Here is a 22,893-nt window from a genome sequence, read left to right on the forward strand (position 1 = left end):
CACCACTCCTCCCGGCCTGACTCAACGAGCCAGACCCCTGAAGGGGGTCAACTTTCAAGCGTCGCCGCTGGTCCACTTTTCAGCCGTCGCCGACAACCGGACACACATCGGCTACGGCGGCCGTCCGGATGCGGTGCTGGGCTTGTTGAAGTAGCTGCCGTCTTTCCACCGGCCCGGCCTGGCGTGCGAGTGAGGTGGAGCCTCGCAGGGCGAGTTTCAGCCATTCCGAAAGCACTAATCGTGGACTGCGTGGATTGCCGCGAGAAAGCCGCAGGTCAGCGCCCCGTCGCCACACCCCCTGCAGGGGGTGTGGCGACGGACTCCGCAGGTGAGGAGGTGAATCGGCCTCGTGGCCGACGCTCACCCCATGTTGACGTCAACCCCAGCAGCCACCGCTTACCGTCGTCCACAACGCGGACGGGGACCACCCCGGCCAGGGCGATCCCCGAAATGTCCGCACGGTACGAGGGCAATCGCACGAAGGACAACACCATGCAACCACAGCGCTGGAAGCCCGTCAGGCTCCAGTACCGCCGCCCTGAGTGGCAGGACACGTTTAACGCCGTCATCGCTGGCACCGTGCTCTACCTGCTTCCGCAGGTCCCGCCCGGGATGACCAGCTTGGCATTCGTCCCGCTGCTCCGTTGTATCCGCTTCCGACGTACTGTCTGAAACGAAACCCCTCCCCTGGCCGCACTCAGCGGCCAGGGGTCCCGGTTCCGCGAAAGGCACGCGCACACGCTGCCCAATCGCTCCCGTGCAGCTGCCGCCGGTCCGAAGTCCGGCAGTGGGTGTGGCCGGCGCTATCAGGTGCCGTCGCCCGAGCACGGCCAGCCCGGGCCGGGTGGACCGGGCCTTCGCCATGTCCCACAACTTTCAACGGGTTGGGCGTCGATGGTCTGTAGTACGTGGACGCGCAACGACATCGACGGCAGGCTGTTCGGTCAGGCCGGGATCTCGCCTTCGAGGATCGCGGTGACCTTGTCGCTCATGAACTCCATCCACTTGTCTCGGTCGTGGCCGTTCAGCGGATGGAGCACTGCGGGAAGTGGCGCTTGGCACAGCGATCGGAGATCGGCTGCCGTTCTGTCCTCGCTGTACTGCAGCCAGTGGTCGACAACAGCCCAGCCTTGCTTTTCCACAACCGATTGATCGGCATGCTGCGCGGTCCCCCGGCCGCTGGGCGTGAGGGCCCAGGCCAGGGGGCGAAAGTAGACCTCCGAGAAGACGTCGTAGTGCTCTATGTGCCGGATGACCCGGACAGCGTTGTACATTCCCGCCAAGCGGGTCCGCCGGTCCAGGCATACGGCCAGGCGCAGACTGGCGCCGTCAGGCATCGTGATGCGGTCGCGACGGCTGCGGAGGTCCTCGGCAAGTCCCCGGAACATCACCCGCAGATGTGGGCTGGTGGCGAACATGCCGATAAGGATGGACCGGGCCACACGGGCCGGCGCCAAACGCACAGGCGGCAGGTAGAGGCGCTGTTGCAGGTTCACGCGCGCCAGCATGGCGTTGCTGAAGTCCGCGTAGGCGGCGTCGTAGTGGGCGCCAGCCATGTTGTTGCACTCGCTACACAGGCCGTGGAACCACATGCCGCCCTGTGCAATGCGCCCATGGCCCAGGACTCGGTCCTTCAGGCGCACGTTGGCACTGACCACCCGTTCCCTGTTGCCAGCGGCCTGGGCGGCACGTGGGCATTGGTCATTTTGCGAACATCGCCGCAGAGACCGCACGGGCGGCTACCTGCGCTACGCAGGTCAATTCCCAAGGTTCCAGGAGGTCTTCTGTCAGGCACGGGGAGAGCCTAGCCGGGGCATAGGACAGAGCCGGAACGATTAGTCAGCTCCTTCCTCGATCCACTCGGCTGGTACGAGTGCTTGATTGTTGTCATAGCGCCATCGCTGAGCCACGTACGGTCCGAAGTCGGGGTGGTCGAGGTCGGCGTGTTCCATGACGATGACTTGGAACTGGCCTTCCAGCAGGCGCAGCGTCTGATGGATCGCTTGGAAGACGTTCAGCAGCTTGTGGCGGTCGTTGGAGCCCAGGATGGCTTCGCCTGTGTGGTCGGGTGGGAAGAAGGCCTGCGACGGCTGGTCGAGCACCAGGAGATGAGGCACTGGTGCGCGGTGCTCGGTGAACCACTCGTGCAGGCTGAGCATGGCGGCTACGTGATAGCCAAGGTGGTTCTCGCCACTTCCCATCTCGGGTAGCGGTAGCGGGCCGTCTGCCTTGTCGGCGATGACGGTGAGGCGGTTGACGTCGAGTCGGATGGGGTTTTCGGAGTGCTCAAGGCTGAGTGCGGCAGCCTTACTGGTGATCTTTTGGCTGATCAGCGAGAGGTAGCTGGCGAGGCGCTCGCCCTGCGTGTCGTCGCTGAGTAGTTCTTCAAGGTCGGCAATCTGCTGGCGGAGCTCTTCTCGTCTGTCTTCGACTTGAGGGGTTACCGCGCGGTGAGCGGTGGTGTCCAGGTAGAGGCTGATGCGTCCCTGGACCATGGCGGCGCGGCGCGCGTCGTCGGGTTCTTGTTGCAGGGCGCGCAGGCCTGCGGTGACTTCGTTGATCTCTTCTTGATTCCGGGCGAGTGCGGAGCGCAGTTCTTGCAGGCGCTCTTCTTCCTGGCTGATCAGACGTTGGATCGCCGGGGTGTCGCTGCCGATTACGTGGAGATCACCGTTCAGATGTTCGAGGTCGCGGGTCAGGGCGGTGACGGTGTCATTGGCGGAGGGAAGGGTGCTCTGGCATACCGGGCAGTGCGTGGCGCTGGAGGTTTCGGGGTCGCGGCGGAGCAGGCCGAGGGAGACCAGGCGGGCGCGTTGTTCGGTGGCTTGGGCGGTGAAGTCGGTGTTCTCGGCGAGTTGGCGCTTGAGATCGGCGATCTTCACTCGGGTCTGGCCATGAAGGGCGCGGAGCTCGTTGCGCCGGGTGATGAGGGCGCTGAGGGGGTCCTCGCCGCTGTCGTGCTCGGGCGACGGCTCGGTGTGGCTCAGGGCTTGACGCAGCAGGTCCAGTACTTCGTCGGCTGATGGCTCTGGATTGGTCAGGGGCGCCAGCAGGTGTGCTTCGACAGCTTCGGTGAGCAGGGCGCGGGCTTGACCGGTAGCGGGGTCAAGGTTCTGGGAGGGGGCGAGCGCGGTCTCGAGGTCAGCGAGGTCGCGGCGCAGGAGGCGGAGGCGGTTGCGACGCAGCGCCTGTTCGGGATCGACGGCGCCCAGGAAGTAGGGGATGACTCCGCGGATGGTGTTAGGTCGCCATTCCTCGCCCTGGGAATGGAAGAGCAGATCGGGGTTGGCGACCTCGTTCTGTGCCTGGAAGCAGAAGAACAGGGCGTGGCGGATGGATGGGGCGATGGTCTGGGCTCGACCGACAGCCGGTACGCGGACGGTGCGGTCGATGCCGCAGAAGTCGCTGAGTATGTCCTTCGCCGCGTCCAGCGGGGTCGCGAACGTGAGCTCCTGCAGTGGCGGGGGCGGTGTGTCGGGGGCTTGCGGGAGGATGCACAGGACGGTGCTGACGGCGGATTTGCCTTCGGGTCCGCGGCGGGCGATGAAGAGCTGCTGGTCGGGCTTGACCAGGGTGAGGGCATAGGCGCTGACGTAATCGCGGACCTTGCCGGCCTTGACCGGATAGCCGGAGCTGCCCAGGCAGTAGTCGATGATGGTCAGCAGGGCGCTTTTGCCTCGTCGGGAGTCGCCGGTGACGATGTTGAGGGTGCCGGGCTCAAAGGGCACCGTGCGCACCTGGCTGGCCTGCTTGCCGTAGATGGTGACCGCACGGATCTGAAAGGTCACGGCTGGACTCCAAGAAGGGTCAGAATGGTACTGAGGCTTCGGGTGCTGGGGAGCCAGCGGCCGAGCTGGAAAGCAGCCCTTTGGATGGCGACGCTCTGTTCCGTGTCGCCTTTGATCGTTTTGGCGAGTGCGCGGGGGACCGGATCCAAGCCGCCGCTGTGGCAGTGCAGGATGCGGCTCTGCAACGCGAACAGCAGACCGGGTCGCACGACGGCAGCCAACGAGGCCGCGTTGCGTGTCATGGCAACTCGCACGGCGTCGTTCTCGTCCAGCCACCCCATCAGGCCGGTTCCTGTGGTGGCCGGCAGGACGGCCCGGATAGTCGGTTGCAAGGCCATGACGGCGGCTGTTACGGCCACCGGCAGAGGGCACGGGGCGGCGTACTCCTTGTCGTAGCCCTGAACGGCCCGGGCGGACAGCACCGCGGTGAACGCCGGATTGTACAGGGCTCGCTCCTCGCGGCTCAGGTCGACTGCCGCCATCAGCGTGCTCCAGCCGGTTCGAGGAGAGCCATCAGCCGGGCGGTGAAGTCCGGATGCCAGCCGACCCGCAGCTCGTCAGCGAGCATGTGATACGACCCCTTGGGGATGAACACCTCTTCAAGACCGGTGCGGATCTGAGCACGGGCCTCGCGATCCACCCAGCGATAGATCAGCTTGGCCTCACGCTTCATCTCCTCCTCGGTTGCTTCGTCACCGAGGTCTTCGCGCATGTCCGCAAAACGTGCCTGCCACTCCTCCACCAGCCTGCGCTCATATCTGCCGAGCTCTCCCACCCGCAGGAGCTTCTCCTCCGACCAGCGTGAGCGCTGGTTGAAGGCGCGCACGTAGTCCCGCACGGCCAGACGGATCCGTTCGGAACCGACGCCGATCAGATCCAGTTGGCGTACGAACATCTTGTCGGCAGACTCGGCAGGCTCGGGATCCAGCTCGGCGATATCGGGGTCGATGGGCAGGCTGTTGGGGCCGAACTGGTGGCGTAGGTCGCTGAAGACCTGGTCGAACTCCTCGCCGGTGATGGGGGCACCGCCCGGCGAGCGCATCTGCTCGATTACCCGGTCGTAGAACCAGCCCTCCAGGCGCGTGAGGAAGGGCTTGGCGAGGTCATGCCCCACGACGAGGGCCGCGTGACCGAGCATGGTCTCGCGGACCTCGTCGATCCGGGGAGCGTCACCAATGACGTCGATCCGGGCCAGTAGGGCGCTCTGCCCCGCAGCCCCGTCCGCTTCCAAGCCGTCGAAGGCCGCGAACGCCTTCTGGAGCTTGTCGCTTGAGGACGCTTCACGAGCCGCCCGCAGCAAGGTGAGCGCCTTGCCTTCGTCACGGTGCCCGTTGGCCTTTGGCTGCAGGTGATAGCCGGCACTGCCGGGCGGCAGCTCGGCCGTCGTCATCAAAAGCAGGTTCGTTTCAGCGAGGTCGATCCGCCCGCTCGTAACCGCCTCACACCAGATCCGCAGTGTCTTCCACAGATCAGGGGCCGAGTCAGTCAGCCGCGTACCTTCTGCTCGCTGCTTGAGCTGAAGCAGCTCTGTCAGCGACCCGGCATGCTTTTCGATGTCATCGGCCGCCTCGACGGCGACGCTCCACTCCAGTCCGCCCACCCATTGCTCGATGCAGAGCTGCAACGCCTTGGCGAACTGGTAGAGGTAGCCGAGGGCTGAAGCAGACGCTTCGAACTGATCACCCTTGCTTGCCATAGCCCCTCCGCCCCTCCTGCCGAACTGGGAGCGATCTTCGCATGTATGTGACTGTGGGCACATAGGCGGTCTCAGAATCGTGACATCGGCTCGGCTGCCAAGCGCCCGAGCTGGGCTTTCGATATCGCAAGCCCGGTCACTTCAGGTACGGAAGCGAGACAGCCAGCCACAGCCCTTCTGCTCGGGTACGCCCTGGTCCTGTTGTTGGTGTCCTTGCTCGGTTTGCTCGGCTTGGCGTTCAGCGGTGATGGCGCGCTGCTTGCAGCCGTCGCACAGATGCGAATGGGGCTCGCGTGGGGCGCCCCACCCTGCGGGCTCGATGGCCTTCCACCGTTCGTCGGTGAACCGGGTGCCGCAGTCGGCGCACACCGGACGGCTGGCCTCTCGCTCGGCCTTGTGCTGTGCGGCGATGCGGCGCAGCTCCTCCTGGTGCTCCCGCTGGCGGGCGGCATACTCGGCCTGCTTGCGGGCGTCGTGGGCTTCGCGGCGCGGGTTGCCGATCGCCTCGAGGAGCGTCTGGTTCTGCGGTCGGCCGAAGCGCCGGAAGACCGCTCCGGCCGGGCCGTGCTCCTGTAGGTGCTTCATGCCGGTGACGACGATGGGCAGCTTGCCTTCGTACATATGGAAGTCGCCGTCGTAGTCGAGACCCTTCCAGTGCCGCTCGGTGAGCTCGGCCAGCTGCGCGATGACGGTGTTGGGGTTGCGCGGGCCGATCCGGTTGAAGACGAGCAGCAGGGGCGGGTGCGGCTGGTCGCCGTGGCGGCCGTCGGGGGCCCACCAGCGGGTGCGCCACATCGGCCGCTCGGTGCCGTCGACGTCCTTCACCTTCCGCTGGCAGAACCGCATGTACTTGTCGATCTTCCCGGCGAGGACCTGCGCGGACTCGAAGCAGTTGTCGATCTCCACGAACAAAAGCGGCACCCCGTCCTCAGGCGCGATGATGACGATGTCCGCCTGGGCGCCTCCCTTGCCCGGGTTGGACCAGGTGCCGGTCGCGGGCAGCGCCACCTCGGTCGCGTAGGAGGCGATGGTGCCCAGCCAGGCGGGCGCGTCGACGACGGCCTGCGCGGCGGCAAAGACGTCGGCCGGCTCGTTGGCGAGCTCGGACAGGTTCGGCTTCGGGCGCAGCAGGGCGAGCACGGCTTCGTTGACCGTCATCGGGTGGGAGGCCCCGGTGCGGCCCGCGCCGCGGGCCGGGTCGCCCATCTCCTCCACCGGCCGCCCCAGCTCGCGAGCCGCAGCCTTCAGGCCCATCGGCGTCAGGTTACGCAGCGTGTCCCCACCCGGGAGCCGGCCGCCGTTCTCCGCCAGGCCGTGCTTGCGCAGATCGGACAGCGCCCCGGTATGCGAGGCAGTGCGAGCCTGCTTCCGCTTCGACGGGGTCGGCTTGTCGGTGTGCCAGTAGCTCAGGTGCGGGGCTGAGATCTGCTGGATCTGTTCAACCGTCGCGACCTTCAGCACTCCGAGCACGCGCAGCACGTCACCGCGCAGGTTGCTCGATGACCCCGCCGGGTTCTCCTCACGCTTCCCCGCCATCAGCTGCGCTCCTTCCCCGTCGTCTGGCACGCGCGGCCACCTGCCGAGCGCCGGCCGCGCCCGGCCGCAGAGGGCACCCGGTCCTCGAACTCGATGATCTCCTCCTCTACGGACATCACTTCAAAGTTCAGGAGGAGAGAAGAGGGCCGTGACAACGCGGCGCACGGCCGTATCCGCGTGGTGGCCTGTAGTTTTTCCGTCCTGCTCGGTGCCAGGCACCAAAGTGGGTTCCACAGTGGCATCCCAAAGTGCGCACCACAGGAGGCCGAGGCAGCTTGCCTGGTGCTGGTCGAGTTCGTGGTCGGGGCGGGCGCGCCAGGTGCCTGCCTCTGGTCGGTGCGTGGTCATCGCGGTGGCTCCTTCACCTCGGGCCGCCCTTGGGTGGGCCGTGATTGAGGGAGCAGCGTGCCCGGGACCCCCTTGTCCGCGGTCTGACCGTGGCCGGTAGCGGACGTGTTCAAGGAGAAACGCGGTCGTGGTCGGGGCGGTAGCAGAGGTGGACAAGGAGTCATGGTCGGACTCGTGGTCGGGCCAACCACCACAGCCCCGATTTGTCCGTCCCGGCTCGGGAGGGAGAGTTCTCCGTCCGAACAGCGGCACGGCCCCTAGGGACAGGTCAAGGCGCGCGCGGTGGAGGTGTACGGGGTGGCGCCACCGGCCGGCGGCATCGCGGGCGACGTCGACGTCGACTTCCACCACGGCATCAGGCCGTACGAGGGTGACGTCCAAAACGTCGCGGCTGCCCCACCCGGCCGTGAACGTGCGGCCCGCCCACGGGTGCGGGTGGTCGCCTTCGGCCGACGTCAGCACCTCCGCCAGCGCGGTCACGGGTCGAGCGAGCGGGACGGTCCGGCCGATGTACCGCAGCGCGCCCGTACCGTCGTACCGCCCGAGCAGCAGTGCGAGGGGCGGCGGCGGGTCCGGTGACCGTACCGACGATGGCGTCAGGCGACCTCATCATGAGCGGAGTGGCGCCGCAAAACGATGAACACGGGCAGCCGATTCATCTGGAACTGTGCCCAGCCTGCGACACCGGTGACGTCGAACGACTGGCAGCCAGCCCTTCTCGTCCAGTACGTGACGCCCGACCAGCCCCATGCTTCAGCCGCGGTGGGGAAGGTGGACGTCGAGCCGGGGGTCGGATCAGGCGGCCCCCGGCCTTCGCACTCGGGACCCGGGTTGGGCTCTGGGAAATTTTCGGCAGCGCCCTGGTCCCTCTCACTCGTAGCGACGAAGTTCAAACCAGACCACCTTGCCCGTGCTCAGCCGGGTCACACCCCACCGCCGGGCCAGCCGGTTCACCAGGTACAGCCCGCGCCCGTCCTCGTCGGTGGCGCGGGCCTGCCGCATCCGCGGCAGCTGCGGCACGTCGTCGACAACCTCGCAGCGCAGCACGTCGGTGCGCAGCAGCCGCAGGGTGACCGGCCGGGTGGCGTAGCGCACGGCGTTGGTCACCACCTCGCTGACCAGCAGCTCGACGGAGTCGCTCAGCTCCTCCATGCCCCAGCGGGACAGGGCCTTGCGGGCCAGTCGGCGGGCCCGGCCGGGGGCGGCGTCCTCCGGCTCCAGGAACCAGTACGCCACGTCGCTCGGCGCGATCCCGTCGAAGCGGGCGGCGAGCAGCGCGATGTCGTCGTCCCGGTCTCCCGGGCCATGCATGTCCAGGATCTCGTCGCACAGCGCCTCCAGCGGCGGCGGGTGGTCCGGGCCGATGAGGTGCGCGGTCGCGGCGAGCTTCTCGCGCAGCTGCTCGATGCCGGTCCACACGTCGCGCAGCCGGGACTCCACCAGGCCGTCCGTGTACAGCAGCAGGGTGCCCCCGGGAGGCGCGTCCAACTCGACGGCATCGAAGTCCACCCCGCCGACGCCGATCGGGGCGCCCGCGGACACCCGCAGCACCTCCGCCCGACCGCCCAGGTGCAGCAGGATCGGCGGCGGATGACCCGCGTTGGCGATGGTGATGCGGTGCGAGACCGGGTCGTACACGGCGTACAGACAGGTCGCTATGTGGTCCACGCCGAGGCGCTGCGCCTGCTCGTCAAGGTGGTGCAGCACCTCCTGCGGCGGCAGGTCGAGCCCGGCCAGGGTCTGCGCGGTGGTCCGCAGCTGGCCCATGAGTGCTGCCGACGTCATGGAGTGCCCCATCACATCCCCGACGACCAGCGCGACCCGGCTGCCGGGCAGCGGGATGGCGTCGTACCAGTCGCCACCGACCCGCGCGGTATCGGCGGGCGGAACGTAGCGAGAGGCCAGCCGTACGCCGGTGCAGCGCGGGAGTGCCACCGGAAGCATTTTGCGCTGGAGTTCCCCAGCGATATTCGCCGTATACCTGTCCCTCACGGTCCGGTCCACTCCGAGCGCGCTGTGCGTGGCGAGCTGCGCCGCCACCAGCAGGTCGTCCGCCTCGAACGGGATGCGCTCCGGACCGCGCAGGACCAGCGCCACCCCGATCACCCGGCGGCGGCCGCGCAGCGGGGCCAGAATCGCCCGCTGTCCCTCCGGCACCGCCGCGGCGCCCTCCTCGCCGAGGAGTTCGGGCAGCGCGGCACGAGCCGCCGGGGCGTCCGTGAACACCGGGCGGACCCCGCGCAGCACCTCGGCGAGTGCGCTGTTGGGCCGTACGGTGCACAGCTCCTCGCCGGCCGTGTCCAGCTCGGACGGCTCTGGCAGCGCGATCGGCATGAACCCGCCACCCTCGGTGTCCCGCTCCGCCGGGATATGGTCGCTGCGGCGCAGCCGCAACACCAGCGGGCCCGTCGGCCGCTCGTCGTCGACCGGCAGCGGGTCCCGCAGGTACAACAGGATCAGGTCGGCGAACGTGGGTACGGTCGCCCGACACAGCCCCATCACGATCTCGTCCAGGTCGATGCCGCGGGCGATCCGCCGGGTCGCCGCGCCCACGAAGAGCAACCGATCACCGGATAGGCGCTGCGGTGATTTTGTGATGGGCACGAGGGCGGTAGTACTGGACGGCGGGTTGTCCTGAGTTGTTCGGGACAACCCGGCAAGTGCTTCGGATGCTCGAGGGAGAGAGAGCGGTTCGTGCCCGTGCTGAACCTGCCCAGGCACAATTGTCACCGTGCGTGCACCGGCAGATGCTGAAGCCGGTGGAGTCTGATAGCCCATGTCGTGAGCAGCCTGCTGAACGGCATGGTGCTCTTCGTCAAGCACGGCCCGCGCCTTCTCCAAGGCGATATCGACGTCATCGAGGGCCGCGTCATCGTCGGAGATCGCTTGCAGCCCGGGCTGAGCAATCCGTGGGGTCTGCTCCTGCGCAGGGTCGCGCTTCTCCTCTCCTGCCCACTCCTGTAGCGCAGCCAGTTCGGCTTCCAGACTCTGAATGCGGCGGGCGGCATGGTCGGCTACTTGTTGGGCGGTGTCCCTCTCCCGTTCAGCACGAGCCAGTTGCTGGCGCAGGTCGGTCTGCTGACGTTCCGCGCGGGACAGGCGTACTTCCAGCGCTGTATGCGCATGTAGGCCCTTTGGCGGCAGCTCCTGCAGGGCATCCACCCGGCGTTTCAGTTCCGCTGCTTTCGCCTGTGCCTGACCGAGCATGGCGAACAGGAGCGTGGCGATCTGCAGTGCCTGAGCCCGGCTGCGCTCGCTGGCCTCGTAGGCCTGCCGGACGACCTGCAGTTCCTCATACACCTCAATGGTGCGGTCCTTAGCGGCCAGCAGTTGATGGGCAAGGGCGAGCTCTTGCGTACCTCCCGCGAGCGGAGTCGGATTGTCCCGAGCGCGTTCCCACAGACTCCGGGCCGCCTGGAGACGTTCTTCGGCACGACCGGCCGGTTCGTGGGGGAAGCAGACATCAGCTACTGCCTCGACCAAGTCCCACGTCAGTGCTTCTCCGGCTAAATGGTCCCGCAGACGGCGTAGTTCCGGCACGGCACCGGACGTGAAGTGGTCGGGCGTAAGACGCTGGTGGAGCTGACCCACTGAGATGGAGGCCTCGCCTAGCCAGGACCGGACCTGCACGACCAGCTCGTTGATCTCGGCGCATGATCCCCGCGGTGGTGCCCATGGCCGGCCCGGTCGCTTCCCCTTGCCGCCCACGCGCCCTCCCACTCAGTTGTTCGCCGGACAACCCCCTGTTGTCACTGGAGAACATTCAATCGGCTCACCAGCAGGTTCTACTCAGGATCGCCCCAATCTCTCCAGTGGAATCTCATCAAGGCGGTGCATCCGTGAACTACGGCTCCACGGCGTTCATGCTTCTCGTCCTTGCGGTGGCCGTACTGTTCGCCGCAGTCACCGCGCTGATCGCCTTCGGCCTTGCCCGGTGGGAGGGAGCCGCCGTTCCAGCGGCCCTCTCGCGAAGCGGCATCGCCTTCGCGGCAGCACTGACCCTGAGCCTGGCCGCTCTGACCTTCCTAAGCCGGTAGTCCCTGGATATCCGCCGCCCGGACCGGCCGTACCCACGACAACACCGCCGCCGCCCGATACGACCACATCCTGGCCCAGTTGCAGGCCGCCGGCTTCGGGGCGCTGGCCGACCTCGGATTCCGCGGCCTGGACAACGACATCCTCGACCCCGTGATCGTCATCAGCTACACCGCCAGCCGCACTCACAAGCTCACCTCGGGTCAGAAGGCACGTCAGCCCTTTGACCTGCGAGTTCAGGTTTACGGAAGCTCACGGTGGACTCCGCTCCAGCCGGTGGATTCCACTGGGTGGAGTGGAGTCCACCGCACCGGGTACACATCATGAGGTTCACTCAGTGGCCGGCATCCCGACCGCGGTGCGCATCGGGTCGCTGCGGGCGGTGCGCCTGCTGGTCGTCCTCGCGCACCGGGTGCGGCCTCTCGGCATCGTCGCGGCGCGCGTAGCGGTCCATCGTGGTGTGGGCCCGGTCGGCTGCCTCGGTGAACGCGTCCTGGAGGTGGCGCAGGCGTTCGGCGGTGAGATCGAGGGCTTCGACGTCCGTGCGGGATTCCCGCAGGGCCCGCAGCGCCTTCGGGTCCATCGCCTCGCGGCGGCCGGGCTCCTGCTCCTGGTCGTCGTGCTCGGGGTCGGCCGGCTCGGGTGCGAGCAGCTGCTCGGGCATCGCTGCCTGCTGGTGAGCGACGACGACGTACGCCCGGCCCCGCACGGCGGTGGCGATGCGCAGCTTCTCCCGCACCACCGCACCGGCGAGGGCGGCGCGCTCGTACTGGAGCGGGATGCGGGGTATCTCCCACTCCCCCGCATCCTGGCCCGGGGCCGGAGCGCAGCCGACTCGCCGGGATCGGCCGGGGGTTGCCGGTCCGGGTCGGGCGCGGGAGTGGGTGGGCGGCGTCGGGCGGGGAGGTCGGCCAGGGCCCACCGGGCGGTGTAGAGGCGGTAGCCGGCCTCCCGGCCGCGTACGGTCTTCGGCTCGCTGATGTCCAGGCAGTGGGTGGAGATGGCAGCGGCCACGACCTGGTCGTCCAGGCCGGGGTCGCGGCGGCGGCCGCGCAGGACAAAAGCAAGGTGGCGGCGGGCTTCGGTGAGCAGGTGCCGGCGGTGGAAGCGGCCGCCTTCGTTCATCACGAACACCGTCGCGGTGACGTCGACGGCCGCCAGCGCTATGTCGACCACGGCGGCGACCCGGGCCCGGATCGCCGCGGCTGCGGCGCGGGCGTACTCAAGGAGGGAGGTGATGACGTCGGCGGCGACCCCGGAGGTGAGGATCGCGCTCGCCTTCCACCACGCGCGCAGCTGTGCGAGCGGCCGGGCCGTCTGCTGAAACGGCTCCCGCCGCCCGGTACCCAGGTCAGTCCATATACGCCCGCGCAATGCGCCTGTCTCGCTCGTCCACATCGTCGGTCAGCTGGTAGCTCCACCCACCCTCCCGTAGTACCTCCCCGTCTGTCGCTTCGGTGGTGAGAACCCGTCCGTGGGCCGGGCCATACATCAAGATCACTCTCGTCATGGCGCGAACCGTAGAGGACTCTGTCCCGTAGCGTCGCGTGCACGGGCAAGGCCAGGAGCGCACAAGCCGCGGTCGAAGAGGAAGCGCATGAGCACTTCCCTCTGGCCCGGCTTTTGGGGCTGCTCCGGGGGAATCTGCCGCCAGGCGTGAGCGACGGCCGCGTGAAAGGCGGAGGCACACTCGGCGTCGGGTGCCGCGAGCTGGACCAGGACGTGGTCCGGCTCTGGTGTTTCGGTGCGGCGCAGGGCGGGGCTGGTGGTCATGACCCACCCCCTTCCCCACGCCGCTCACGGTCAGCCCACCAGGAGGTCGGACTTGAGTCGGCGCAGTTCCCGGGCATCCAGGCCCAGGGCCTTCTTCTCGTACGCGGCAAAGGAGCCGTACGCGTCCTTTACCTCGTCGAACCCGGAGTTCAGGTACTCGGCGCGCACGTCGAGCATCGGCTTGTAGACCGCAGCCTGTGCGGCGGGCATGGCGGCCAGGGCGGCGGCGTTGGCCTCGGCGCGGTACTCGTTGGAGGCGAGGTAGTCCGCCATGACCGTCTCGCGCGGCACACCGAGCGCGGTGAGCAGGGTGGCGCTGGCCCAGCCGGTGCGGTCCTTGCCCGCGGTGCAGTGGTAGAGGGCGCCGTCGGCGTCGCGGACCAGGCCGGAGAACACGGTGGAGTACGCGGCCTTGGCGTTCTCACCGCTCACCATGGTCTTCTCACCGTCGATCATCATCTGCTTGGCCTCGGCGGCTGTCGTCGGCATCGAGAAGACGGGGGAGTCGTCACCGAGGACGTCGGCCACGATGTACCGCACCCCCTTGGGGAGGCGGTCCGGGGCCGACGCGCGCTCGGACGCGGTGCGCAGGTCGTAGTCGACGGAGATACCGAGCCGCTTCAGTTTGGCCAGGTCGGCGTCGGTGAGCTTGTCCAGGGAGTCGGTACGGTACACCGCGCCCATCCGTACCCACTGCCCGTCCTTGGTGCGGTAGCCGCCCACGTCACGGAAGTTGACCGTACCGTCCAGCTCGATCAGCCGGTCGGCCAGCCGCAGCCGCTGCCCCCGGTCGGGGACCAGGTCGAACCACTGCCGGTCGGCAGCGGGCAGCCCGGACACGGTCACCTTGCCCGTGGATCCGCCTGTGGCGACGGTGCGTCCGTTCGCCCGCACGGCGACCTTGCGGACTCCGGGCGCCTTCCAGGTGATCTCGTATGTGCCGCCGTCCCGCGCGGTCACCTCGGCGGCGGTGAACGGTATCTGCCGCGCGGAGTGACCGGGGTGCGCAGGGCGGTGAGCAGTGGGGGCGGCCGTGGCGGCCGGAGCGGCGACGCCGGTGAGAAGCGCGGCGGCGGACAGGGCGCAGACCATGCTGACACGTGTCGTATTCGTCATGGCCGGGATCGTTCAACGCCCGGACGGACGCCCCTCTAACAGATCATGAACTACGCCCGTCGGTCGGCCGTCCTGACGGTGTGTCCGAATGCGCTCCAGGAGGCGTCGGCACAGGTGAGGTGCGCGCCTTCACGGATTTCTGGAGTCGGAGCGCGCCCTCCTCCAGATACAGGCCAGCGCCAGCAATCGGGCCGCGACCGCGGAAGTGCAGCGCGCCAGGGCCACGACGAAGGGGAAGGAACCGGAGAGCACGGCAGCAGTGGCTTTGTCGGTCACTTAGTACTCCAGCCGGACTTCTGTATTTACGCTGGTCAGCGGCCTGGCGGTGGGGAGTGTAGCGAGGGTTCGGCATGGGTGGGACGGGCTTGGGCCGGCTGTCCCACCAACGGGTGTCCGCGCCGCATGTAATGACAGCGCCGGGCACGGGCTTGGTGGCGGCGCCGCCATCGGGACCAGTTCACCGCGTGGTCGCGCCGTGCAGGATGGTGGCGGGATTGAGCTGCCAGCAGACGACGGATTTCGGCTGGTGTGAGGGCCACGAGGTCGGGTGTGTCGGCCTCGTCACCCCCTTTTCGCGCTCCTGCACGGCCATCACCGCGAGGAAGGCGTGGGCGAGCATGGCGAGCGTAATGTGCCGGTACCAACCCACGTATCGGCGGACCTCGTACTGGTCCAGGCCGCACTCGTTCTTCGCGCTCTGGAAGCATTCCTCGATCTTCCAGCGGCTTCCGGCGACGCGGACCAGGTCGGTGACGGTGGCGTCCAGCGGGGCGCAGGCGAGGTAGTAGGCGATCTCGTCGGGTCTGCTGATGCTGCGGCGGGCCAGTATCCACCGCTGCCTGGTCGGCTCGTCACCGTCGGATTCGGTCACGGCGGGCAGGCGGGCGGCGGCCCAGTCGTAGAGCCGTTCGCCCTTGGCCCCCGGCCCCGCCGACAGACGTTGCCATGCCTCGGGCGGGGCCTGAGCGATGAGGTGGTCGATGCGCGGGCCGTTCACCTGCTGTGACTTGGGCACGGCGACGACGTAAGCGAGTTGCGCGTCTTCCAGGAAACGCCGGAAGCGGGAGTCCTGTCCGTAGGCGGAATCCGCGGTGACCCAGGCGATGGGCAGTGGGGAGTCCAGGGTGCGAAGGATCATGCCGCGGGCGAGGTCGCCCTTGGTGGCGAAGATGCGCTCGTCGGGGATACGGGCTGCTCGACAGCGTTCCCGGTCCTCCGTCCAGGACTGGGGCAGGTAGAGCTCGCGGTCGACCAGGGCGTGGCCGCGGGTGGTGGCGTAGGCGGCGAAGACGCCGATCTGGCAATTCTCGGTGCGGCCGGCCGTGCCGGAGTACTGGCGTTGCACTCCGGCGGAGGTGGTGCCCTTCTTCACGAAGCCGGTGTCGTCGAGGATCAACACCCCATCCGGCGTGCCGAGTTGTTCGGCCACGTAGGCTTGCAGGTCGTCGCGCAGGCCGTCGGTGTCCCAGCGGCTGTGGGAGAGCAGGTGCTGCAGGCTGTGCGGGGTGGCGTGGCCGGCGTACTCGGCGAGCTGCCAGCTGTTCTTGCGGCCGACCGGACCGAGCAGTCCGCGGACGTAGTCCCGCATCCGCCGACGTGGCTCCACCCGCGTGAAGCGGGCGCCGGTCCGCAGGAAGAGTTCTTCGAGTTCCAGGTCCCAGGCATTCGTCGGTACGTCGTGGATCACGACAACGAACTGCTCGCCGCGCTGTCACTACATGCGGCGCGGGCACCCGTTGGTGGGACGGTCGGCCCAAGACCGTCCCGCACATGCCGAACCCCCGCTACACTCCCCACCGCCAGGCCGTTGACCAGGACAGATACAGAAGTCCGGCTGGAGTATTAGAACTCGTAACACGATCTTGGCTACGCGTCCGGGCGCTTTCCGTAGTAGGCGCTCACGGTCCTGGCCAGCTTTCGCTGGATTGCCCGGAGGATCGGGAGGGTGGCCTCGTCGGTGAGCCCCGTGGTCGTTTGCCACTCGACGCCCGAGCCGACGAGGTCGCTAACGAAGACGATCTCCGCAGCCAGAAGGGTCCGCGCCCAATCGACCGGCTTGATTGGATCATCGTCACCCAGAGCGCGGCTCAGGATGCGGCACTGATCGAGCAGATCATGAGCGTCCACAAACCCCATACCGAAGGCGAGTTCATCGCTGCACCGAGCTGGCCCACCCCATTCATCGAGAGCTCGTTGCAGCAGTCGGACCTCGTCTTGGGCCAGGACCTCGTCTTGGGCCAGGACCTCGCTTGGCCTCACCACTTGTTCGGACACCCGTCCCGCCTTTCCGCCATTGCCTCCGCCGCAGGACGATCAAGCTACCTCTTCCGGAGTCTCCTCCAGCAGATGAGGGCGCAGGCGAGCGAGGCGAAGACGTCATGGAGGTCCAGGCGACGTTCCCATCGGATGGCGAGGCGCTTGAACTGGTGCAGTAGGGCGAACGTCTGCTCCACGACGTACCGCAGCTTGCCCAGGCTCTGGATGTCGGGCTGCCCTTTGCGGGAGATGATCGGCAGGATCCCGCGCCGTAGCAGTTCCTTCCGGTTGGGGTTGCTGTCGTAGCCCTTGTCGCCCAGGAGAGCGTCGGGGCGCTTGCGGGGGTGGCCGACGCGGCCGGCGACCGGCGGGACTCCGTCGACCAGGGCGAGGGTCTGGGTGACGTCGTTGACGTTGGCCGCGGTGGTGATGACCTTGAGTGGGATGCCGCCGCCGTCGGTGATTAGGTGGTGTTTGCTGCCGGTCTTGCGGCGGTCGACCGGCGACGGGCCCGTCGCGGCACCCCCTTTTTCGCGCGCACGTGAGAGGCGTCCACGCACGCGCGGCTCCAGTCCAGCTCGCTGGCTGCGTTCAGCTCCGACAGCAGTATCCGGTGCAGCTTGTCGAAGACCCCGGCTGCCTGCCATCGCTCCAGGCGCCGCCAGCAGGTCTGGCCGGAGCCGAAGCCCAGCTCCAAGGGCAGCTGCTGCCACGGGATCCCGGTGTAGAGCACGAACAGGATGCCCTGCAGGCACAGCCGGTCGGGGACTGGTTTGGGTCCGGGCGAGTGCTCGGGCCAGGGCGGCAGGACCGGCTCGATCATCGTCCACAACTCGTCGTCCACGACCCACGGCTTGACGCTCACGCCCTCACGAACGGCTCAATCGTCGTACCGGTTACGGCTGACCTGCATCAGACCACAAGATCGTGTTACGAGCTCTTAGGAAGCGAGCGGATCACAGCAGGCAGCATGGGCACCTGGGCTTTCCCGGGTGCCCATGCTGCGTCATGTGGTACGTCGGGGCAGATCGCCCGTCGCACGCCCAAAGCACCCGCTAGCCCTATTGCCGCAGCTGACAGAGCTGCCTATCCGTGATCCAAGGTAATTCCTACTGGATTCAGGACCATAGGCGAAGCCAGCTCCATCTGACGTCGGTCTGTTGCAGCAGGGGATGCGCGCACGGTTCCCTTCGAACCTCAGTGAGTGGAGTTCACCTCCGACTCTCCGTTGAGATCCCGGCCAAACGCTGTAGCGCTGCTTATGATTCGTCCTACTTTACCCCAAAGAGCCAACTTGAGGTGCTTCCATGTCGACCGAGGACCTCCCCGAGAACCCTGCAGAATGGAGCGAGCCCGAGCGGCAGCTCGTCTTGTACACCATTGCTGGCCAGGAGCTTGACCTCGGGAGCGGCGACCCGCGTTACGGAGAGAACTGGGGACCTGAACGCACCATCAGGGCATCCGTAGTGCGCCGTCTCCTCACGGATCGAAGCCTGGGCATCGGCATCGGCATCGGCCGCCTCCGTCTCAAAGGCGCGAAAATCGCCGGCCAGCTCGACCTCGTAGCCACCACATTGAATGGAACTCTGGAACTGGTCGGCTGCCACGTCTCAGAAGTCATCAAACTGGAGCAGGCTACCGCACCCGCCATCTATCTGAAGAGCTGTTACCTTGCCGGGTTTCAAGCAGGTCAACTTCACACCACGCACAATGTTAAATTGACCGACTCCACCTCTGGCTTCGTCGTATTGACGGCTGCCCGAATCGATGGCCAGCTCGACCTCCAGAGCACAGTCCTTCTTGGTCGCACGGAACGGCCGAACACTCTGAGTCTGAGCGGTATTTCTATCGGATCAGACGCGACCCTCCAGGAGATTCAAGTCGTTGGCGCAACGAATATGATCGGAGCAAAGGTAAATGGTCAGCTCAACTTTCGCAAAGCAAGGCTAGAGCACCGTGGTGGTTGTGCCCTGAAGGCCCTCGAGCTAGAAACGAAAGAGGCTGCACACTTCGATGAGGGGTTCTATGCCGAAGGATCGATGGATCTCACCGGTTCCTTGATCGGTGGATCTTTGTACCTCAACCGGGCAACGATCCATCACCCGGGGAAAGACCCCGCGCTGGACCTGGCCCGAGCCACAATCAGACAAAACATGCACTGCGGCAACGGTTTCAGTATCCAAGGTCAAACTTGGCTGGCTGGAGCGGTCATCAATGGCAGCCTCCTGGCTAGTGGCGGCGAGTTCATTCACCCTTCAGATACGGCGATTGATGCTTCAGGAATCAAGGTCGGCCGTGACATTATTCTCGGGCTGGAGCAATCTGAAAGCGACGCCGACAGAAACGGATTTCGTGCCATCGGGAAGGTGGTTCTGGCTGACGCTGTGATCAATGGATCTCTCAAGTGCGAGGGTGGAACCATTACTGATGAACGCCCCATAGGGGAAGCTCTCAACGCGCGAGGTGTAAAAGTAACCCGAGACTTGTTGCTCAGTGGAGGCTTCAACGCTACAGGCAAAGTGGTTCTAACCGGTGCTGATGTGGGAAGTGCCGACTGGGGTGGTGGGTCATTCGGGAACAGCAATCGGACAGCCATCTCTGCTCGACAGTTGAAGGTCGGAGCCAGTCTGTTGTTCGCTGGAGATTTCCTGGCCCGTGGGGAAGTTGACCTGTCTGGTGCCACCATCAACGGACGCCTCCTGGCAGGCGGTCAGATCTACTGCGGCGGGAAAAAGGCGATGCGTTTGGATCGAGTAACGGTCGCACAGGATGTTGAATTTGAGAGCGGCTTTCTCGTGGAGGGCACACTCTACATGCGCTCGACGCGCGTAGGCGCAAACCTGAAGATCAGCAAGCCGAACTTGAGTCGCGGGAAGGGCGGCTTGGTGCTCAGCCTGGAAGGAACTGTCGTCACAGGAACACTTATCCTTGAGGCGGATGCCCCCGTTAGCGGCGGTGTTGATCTCCGTCAGGCGAAAGCCCGGTTCTTGGAAGACAGTGAAAATTTTTGGCCTGAGCGCAAGGTGTCTCTTGCCGGATTCACGTACGACTCTCTCGCGGACATTGACTCCCCCGACGTAGAGGGGCGGATTCGCTGGCTGAGCAACGAGGTCGAATATTCTGCTCAAAGCTATGAGCAATTGGCCTCTGTATACCGGGTCGCTGGGCGTGATGACTTCGCGCGTGACGTGCTCTACGCTGGCCAAAAACGCAGACCGCGACCCGGCTGGCGGGAAAAGTCGTGGTCCTGGCTGCTACGGCTCACCGTTGGATATGGCTACCATCCTGCACGGGTGCTGTATGCCGTTTTACTTCTTGAGGTATTTGGCTGCATCTACTTTTCTCACTTGCGTCACGAGCTCAAACCCAGTTCCGCACTGCTGTCCGCCTACGACGGCAAGGACGCGGAGGCGAAGGAGCACCTGCAGCCAGCCCTTTACACTCTCGACCTGCTGCTTCCTGTCGTGCCCTTCGGCCAGCGCGCGTTGTGGCTCCCTCAAGGTGGCACTAGCTGGGTGGTGACAGGCTTGATGGTGGTTGGCTGGGTGCTGGGCGGCATTCTCGTGTACGGGATCGGCACCGCCTACCAGCGGAGGTCGAGCTAACTGAGCACCTGATGGCAGCAAGAAAGCTCACACTCATGAGACCCCAGAGGAGACCTTCAGCCAGAGCTGGTCAAACAGAGTGGAGCCAGGCCGGCGCCGGAGCCCGCATCAGAAGTCGGGGAGCTTCATGCCGCGCTGGTCGGAATTGACCAAGCCGTCGCGCCAGCTGGTCATGACGACGTCACGGCGCTCCCAAGCCACCTCTCCGTACGAGGGTACGCCGGAGCAGTTCCTGGTTAGCCTTGGTTGCCCTTGGGGCGGGACCTCCGTGCCGGCCGCTCGCCGTCTTCTGTCATGCCGCCTCCTTGTCAGCGTGTTTCATCCCTCCCTGAGCTCCCCGATGGCCTTCTCGAAGTCCTCCAGCGAGTCGAACGCACGGTAGACGGACGCGAACCGCAGATAGGCGACGAAGTCGAGTTCCTACAACGGACCGAGAACGGTCAGCCCCACGTCGTGATGGTCAGCTCAGCGCCCCCGACGACTGGTAAGCAGCGGTGAGACCGGGAAGGCCCCCAGGGCGCAGGGCGGCCCGGGGGCCTTCGCTGTCCAGGGCCAGCGACACCGCTCCCAGGACCTACACGCATTGAGGTGCGATGCCCGGCGGTTCTGAGCTTCAACATCGCACTGGTGTGCGTGTAAGCCGTGGAATCTTGGGGCGCTGCCCCGGCGAACTACATGGCGGCCAAGGCGGGTTCGGTGAGGCGGTCCAGCCGGTTCGCCTCCGACTGGGAAATCGAGCCGCGCGGTGACGGTATCTGGCGCTACGGTCCAGGAATGACGACATCCCCCTGGCAGCCGCTCTCCGACCGCGAGGCCGGCCTTCCCGTCGACCGGACAGTCCATGAAGGAGTTCCCGAGCACCTGGAACCGGGACTGCGGTCATGGATCCGGGATGCAGTGGTAACGGAATCCCTTGTCCACCGCGTCGTAGCCGCACTGAGATTGAACAGCGACGCTCACGCCTTCTACAACGGCCGTCTCCCGTCGAGCGCACGTGATCTGTCCAGGGTGCCCGCCAGCCTGCTTCTTGATGTCGTCGACTGTCTGCTCTACCTCGATGTCGGCGAGGTCGCCCATCACGAGTACCTCGTCAAGCACCCGAACGCAACCTCTCCCTTGGCGGCAATGCTCTCCAAGCCCGCAAAGTTCGTGGATCCGGTCAGCACACTGGACGCGCTCCTCGGCGATGCCGCCTCCGCCTACCAAGTTCGCGAGGCCGACGACGTCTCGCACGCCGGCCTGGAGCGGGTTGTCGACGCCACCGTCGCCGACTCCGCCGTCATGGCCATGCAGCAGGCCGAAGCCTCCGGCCGCGACGACGCCAGCTTCTATCTACGCAGCTCCTGGGCCAAGGCGTACGCCCTGCACCCAGACCCAAGTGGCGCTTACGTCGATGCGGTGCGGGCAGTGGAAGATGTCGCGATCCCCCTGTACGCGAGCACCGATCCCCGGGCGACCCTCGGCTCCGTCATCCGTGAACTGGATCGCAACGGAACGACCTACTCGATGGTGATCCTCGACAACAATGCGGTCCCCGCCAAGGTCGAAACGATCCTTTCCCTCATGAAACTCCTCTGGCACGGACACCGCGACCGACACCCCGGAGGACAGACCAGCGCACCCATCACCCCAGAAGCCGCCCAGGCCGCCGTCCATATCGCGGTGCTCCTCGTTCACCTCCTCAGCACTTCTGCGGTGACGAGGAGCCTCCCACCCCAACCGTGACAGCCGGACGGTCGGCCTCCCGCGATCCGGTCTCCCTCTCCTGGCCATGCACGGCAAAAAGTGAAGCCGCTTACGAACTTCTATCTCCTGGCACTCCGGCTGCCCTGCTTGAGGTAACCGCGGACGATGGCCTCCTGACCACTGCGGGGCCGGAGGTAGACGCGCTGCTCCGCTGCCTCGATCTGAAGCCGGTTGAGGAAGCCAACCGTCGCCTCGGTGGCAATACTCATACCGTTGCGGGGCGTCCTGCCGACCAAAAGATGCTTGGGGCCGAAAGGCAACACGATCGCGGTGGAGTCGCCAATCGCAACATTGAAGGCGGTTCTGGTTCCACTCTGCCGAATCGCCAGGGCCGGGGTGTCGCCCAGGAAGAACTCCCCGGCGGCGGGCACCAGAATCTCCAGCCCTGCACTGCTGATCATCTCCTTCGCCCTGTCGAAGGTGACCTCGATCCGCGCCCGGAAGTCCGCACCGTTCCCGAAGTTCTCCAGATGCGGGCTCAAGATCTGGTCCGCCGCCGCGGCCAGGCCCTGCGGTCCGGAAAGGTGAAGTCCGCTGCGTTGCAGTACCGCGAGGCGCAGCAGGTCGGACTTGTCTGTAAGCAGGGCGGTGCGGTACTCGGTGTAGACCTTGGCGAAGGTGCGCTCATGGACGTTGCGGTAGTTCAGCGAGCGGACCAAGTGCAGGGCGATCAGGTCCTTCAGGGTCTGCACATGCTGCTCATGCTGGAAGACGTCGCCCCGCTCCACCGCGCGCGCGGCGTCGGGTATCCGTGTCTCGAGTTTGCCCCACACCTGTTCCAGAGAGGCAGAAGCGAAGCGTGCGAAGTACTTGACCTTGCCGCACTCGCGCGGACTCGCCATCTTGTGCAAACGGTCGGGGTGGTCAAGATTGAAGGGCACGAGCTTGAGCCCGTTACTGAGCCGTTTCCAACCTGACGGGTGGTTGGGCGGGTGACCCCGGCGGCGGGCATGAAGAAAGCTCCTGGTAGACGGGTTCACGACCAAGATCACCA

18 protein-coding genes and 2 pseudogenes are annotated in these 22,893 nt (G+C 66.4%); 5 read left to right on the plus strand and 15 right to left on the minus strand.

All coding sequences use genetic code 11. The annotated features are described in order from the left end of the window. Positions 1 to 944 precede the first annotated feature (944 nt). The 5 genes from ACFV5H_RS36325 to ACFV5H_RS36345 all read right to left on the minus strand — a co-directional run bounded on the left by ACFV5H_RS36325 (position 945) and on the right by ACFV5H_RS36345 (position 7,020). A complete protein-coding gene (locus ACFV5H_RS36325) occupies positions 945 to 1,658 on the minus strand; it encodes a hypothetical protein (protein WP_385199002.1) in 714 nt (237 codons plus the stop codon). A 177-nt stretch (positions 1,659 to 1,835) separates the two neighbouring features. Beyond that, positions 1,836 to 3,788, minus strand: coding sequence for a DUF3732 domain-containing protein (locus tag ACFV5H_RS36330; protein ID WP_385199004.1), 1,953 nt, complete (start codon positions 3,786 to 3,788; stop codon positions 1,836 to 1,838). Next, a complete protein-coding gene (locus ACFV5H_RS36335) occupies positions 3,785 to 4,270 on the minus strand; it encodes a three component ABC system middle component (protein ID WP_385199005.1) in 486 nt (161 codons plus the stop codon). The genes ACFV5H_RS36330 and ACFV5H_RS36335 overlap by 4 nt, the downstream gene beginning before the upstream one ends. Further along, entirely contained in the window at positions 4,270 to 5,484 is a 1,215-nt protein-coding gene (locus ACFV5H_RS36340) for an ABC-three component system protein (RefSeq protein ID WP_385199006.1), read from the minus strand. Before ACFV5H_RS36340 ends, ACFV5H_RS36335 begins: the two co-directional genes overlap by 1 nt. A 141-nt stretch (positions 5,485 to 5,625) precedes the next feature. Then, entirely contained in the window at positions 5,626 to 7,020 is a 1,395-nt protein-coding gene (locus ACFV5H_RS36345) for a replication-relaxation family protein (protein WP_385199008.1), read from the minus strand. 645 nt (positions 7,021 to 7,665) lie between these two features. On the opposite strand from ACFV5H_RS36345, the gene ACFV5H_RS36350 reads away from it, so the two are divergent. Next, complete coding sequence (locus ACFV5H_RS36350) at positions 7,666 to 7,947, plus strand: hypothetical protein (protein ID WP_385199010.1); 282 nt, start codon at positions 7,666 to 7,668, stop codon at positions 7,945 to 7,947. Between the two features lie 291 nt (positions 7,948 to 8,238). Here ACFV5H_RS36350 and ACFV5H_RS36355 read toward each other — a convergent pair whose 3' ends face one another. After that, positions 8,239 to 10,146, minus strand: a complete 1,908-nt coding sequence (locus ACFV5H_RS36355; protein WP_385199025.1) for a SpoIIE family protein phosphatase — start codon at positions 10,144 to 10,146, stop codon at positions 8,239 to 8,241. Between the two features lie 3 nt (positions 10,147 to 10,149). Between ACFV5H_RS36355 and ACFV5H_RS36360 the strand changes: the two genes are divergently transcribed. Both ACFV5H_RS36360 and ACFV5H_RS36365 read left to right on the plus strand, forming a co-directional pair. Further along, complete coding sequence (locus ACFV5H_RS36360; RefSeq protein WP_385199028.1) at positions 10,150 to 10,332, plus strand: hypothetical protein; 183 nt, start codon at positions 10,150 to 10,152, stop codon at positions 10,330 to 10,332. Positions 10,333 to 11,207: 875 nt separating this feature from the next. Then, positions 11,208 to 11,405 carry a hypothetical protein gene (locus ACFV5H_RS36365; RefSeq protein ID WP_385199012.1) on the plus strand — a complete coding sequence of 66 codons (198 nt, stop codon included), beginning with the start codon at positions 11,208 to 11,210 and terminating at the stop codon, positions 11,403 to 11,405. 332 nt (positions 11,406 to 11,737) lie between these two features. Here ACFV5H_RS36365 and ACFV5H_RS36370 read toward each other — a convergent pair whose 3' ends face one another. The 6 genes from ACFV5H_RS36370 to ACFV5H_RS36395 form a co-directional block, all read right to left on the minus strand. Next, the gene (locus ACFV5H_RS36370; RefSeq protein WP_385199013.1) at positions 11,738 to 12,142 is read right to left on the minus strand and encodes a hypothetical protein; all 405 of its coding nucleotides are present in this window, start codon (positions 12,140 to 12,142) and stop codon (positions 11,738 to 11,740) included. Between the two features lie 767 nt (positions 12,143 to 12,909). After that, the gene (locus ACFV5H_RS36375; protein WP_385199014.1) at positions 12,910 to 13,176 is read right to left on the minus strand and encodes a DUF6207 family protein; all 267 of its coding nucleotides are present in this window, start codon (positions 13,174 to 13,176) and stop codon (positions 12,910 to 12,912) included. 30 nt (positions 13,177 to 13,206) lie between these two features. Beyond that, complete coding sequence (locus ACFV5H_RS36380) at positions 13,207 to 14,292, minus strand: tyrosine-protein phosphatase (RefSeq protein ID WP_385199016.1); 1,086 nt, start codon at positions 14,290 to 14,292, stop codon at positions 13,207 to 13,209. Between the two features lie 457 nt (positions 14,293 to 14,749). After that, a complete protein-coding gene (locus ACFV5H_RS36385; RefSeq protein ID WP_385199018.1) occupies positions 14,750 to 15,979 on the minus strand; it encodes an IS701 family transposase in 1,230 nt (409 codons plus the stop codon). 179 nt (positions 15,980 to 16,158) lie between these two features. Next, positions 16,159 to 16,566, minus strand: a complete 408-nt coding sequence (locus ACFV5H_RS36390) for a hypothetical protein (RefSeq protein WP_385199019.1) — start codon at positions 16,564 to 16,566, stop codon at positions 16,159 to 16,161. Positions 16,567 to 16,610: 44 nt separating this feature from the next. Further along, positions 16,611 to 17,371, minus strand: a protein-coding gene (locus ACFV5H_RS36395; protein WP_385199026.1) for an IS5 family transposase whose coding sequence is annotated in 2 segments (ribosomal slippage) — positions 16,611 to 17,080 and positions 17,080 to 17,371 — 762 coding nt in all. Because the reading frame shifts where the segments join, the coding sequence is not laid out codon by codon here. A gap of 484 nt (positions 17,372 to 17,855) precedes the next feature. Here ACFV5H_RS36395 and ACFV5H_RS36400 point away from each other — a divergent pair. Next, on the plus strand, positions 17,856 to 20,153 hold the full coding sequence (locus tag ACFV5H_RS36400) for a hypothetical protein (protein ID WP_385199020.1): 2,298 nt from the start codon (positions 17,856 to 17,858) through the stop codon (positions 20,151 to 20,153). A 111-nt stretch (positions 20,154 to 20,264) separates the two neighbouring features. On the opposite strand, the pseudogene ACFV5H_RS36405 reads toward ACFV5H_RS36400, so the two are convergent. Both ACFV5H_RS36405 and ACFV5H_RS36410 read right to left on the minus strand, forming a co-directional pair. After that, positions 20,265 to 20,449 (minus strand): annotated as a pseudogene (locus ACFV5H_RS36405) (hypothetical protein); the annotation flags it as partial. A gap of 28 nt (positions 20,450 to 20,477) precedes the next feature. Beyond that, a pseudogene (locus ACFV5H_RS36410) lies at positions 20,478 to 20,629 on the minus strand (transcriptional repressor NrdR); the annotation flags it as partial. Positions 20,630 to 20,927: 298 nt separating this feature from the next. Between ACFV5H_RS36410 and ACFV5H_RS36415 the strand changes: the two are divergent. Next, positions 20,928 to 21,878: a hypothetical protein gene (locus tag ACFV5H_RS36415; RefSeq protein ID WP_385199022.1), complete on the plus strand. Its 951-nt coding sequence runs from the start codon at positions 20,928 to 20,930 to the stop codon at positions 21,876 to 21,878. Between the two features lie 80 nt (positions 21,879 to 21,958). Here ACFV5H_RS36415 and ACFV5H_RS36420 read toward each other — a convergent pair whose 3' ends face one another. After that, positions 21,959 to 22,891: a DUF4238 domain-containing protein gene (locus tag ACFV5H_RS36420; protein ID WP_385199024.1), complete on the minus strand. Its 933-nt coding sequence runs from the start codon at positions 22,889 to 22,891 to the stop codon at positions 21,959 to 21,961. Positions 22,892 to 22,893 lie beyond the last annotated feature (2 nt).

The sequence above is a fragment of the Streptomyces sp. NPDC059787 genome (genome assembly GCF_042732315.1).
GTDB lineage: Bacteria > Actinomycetota > Actinomycetes > Streptomycetales > Streptomycetaceae > Streptomyces > Streptomyces atrovirens.

Coding starts and splice junctions, on each gene's coding strand:
- ACFV5H_RS36345 (WP_385199008.1), bottom strand. CDS start 7,020: ATGGCGGGGAAGCGTGAGGAGAACCCGGCGGGGTCATCGAGCAACCTG.
- ACFV5H_RS36340 (WP_385199006.1), bottom strand. CDS start 5,484: ATGGCAAGCAAGGGTGATCAGTTCGAAGCGTCTGCTTCAGCCCTCGGC.
- ACFV5H_RS36415 (WP_385199022.1), top strand. CDS start 20,928: ATGACGACATCCCCCTGGCAGCCGCTCTCCGACCGCGAGGCCGGCCTT.
- ACFV5H_RS36400 (WP_385199020.1), top strand. CDS start 17,856: ATGTCGACCGAGGACCTCCCCGAGAACCCTGCAGAATGGAGCGAGCCC.
- ACFV5H_RS36355 (WP_385199025.1), bottom strand. CDS start 10,146: ATGGGCTATCAGACTCCACCGGCTTCAGCATCTGCCGGTGCACGCACG.
- ACFV5H_RS36375 (WP_385199014.1), bottom strand. CDS start 13,176: ATGACCACCAGCCCCGCCCTGCGCCGCACCGAAACACCAGAGCCGGAC.
- ACFV5H_RS36335 (WP_385199005.1), bottom strand. CDS start 4,270: ATGGCGGCAGTCGACCTGAGCCGCGAGGAGCGAGCCCTGTACAATCCG.
- ACFV5H_RS36380 (WP_385199016.1), bottom strand. CDS start 14,292: ATGACGAATACGACACGTGTCAGCATGGTCTGCGCCCTGTCCGCCGCC.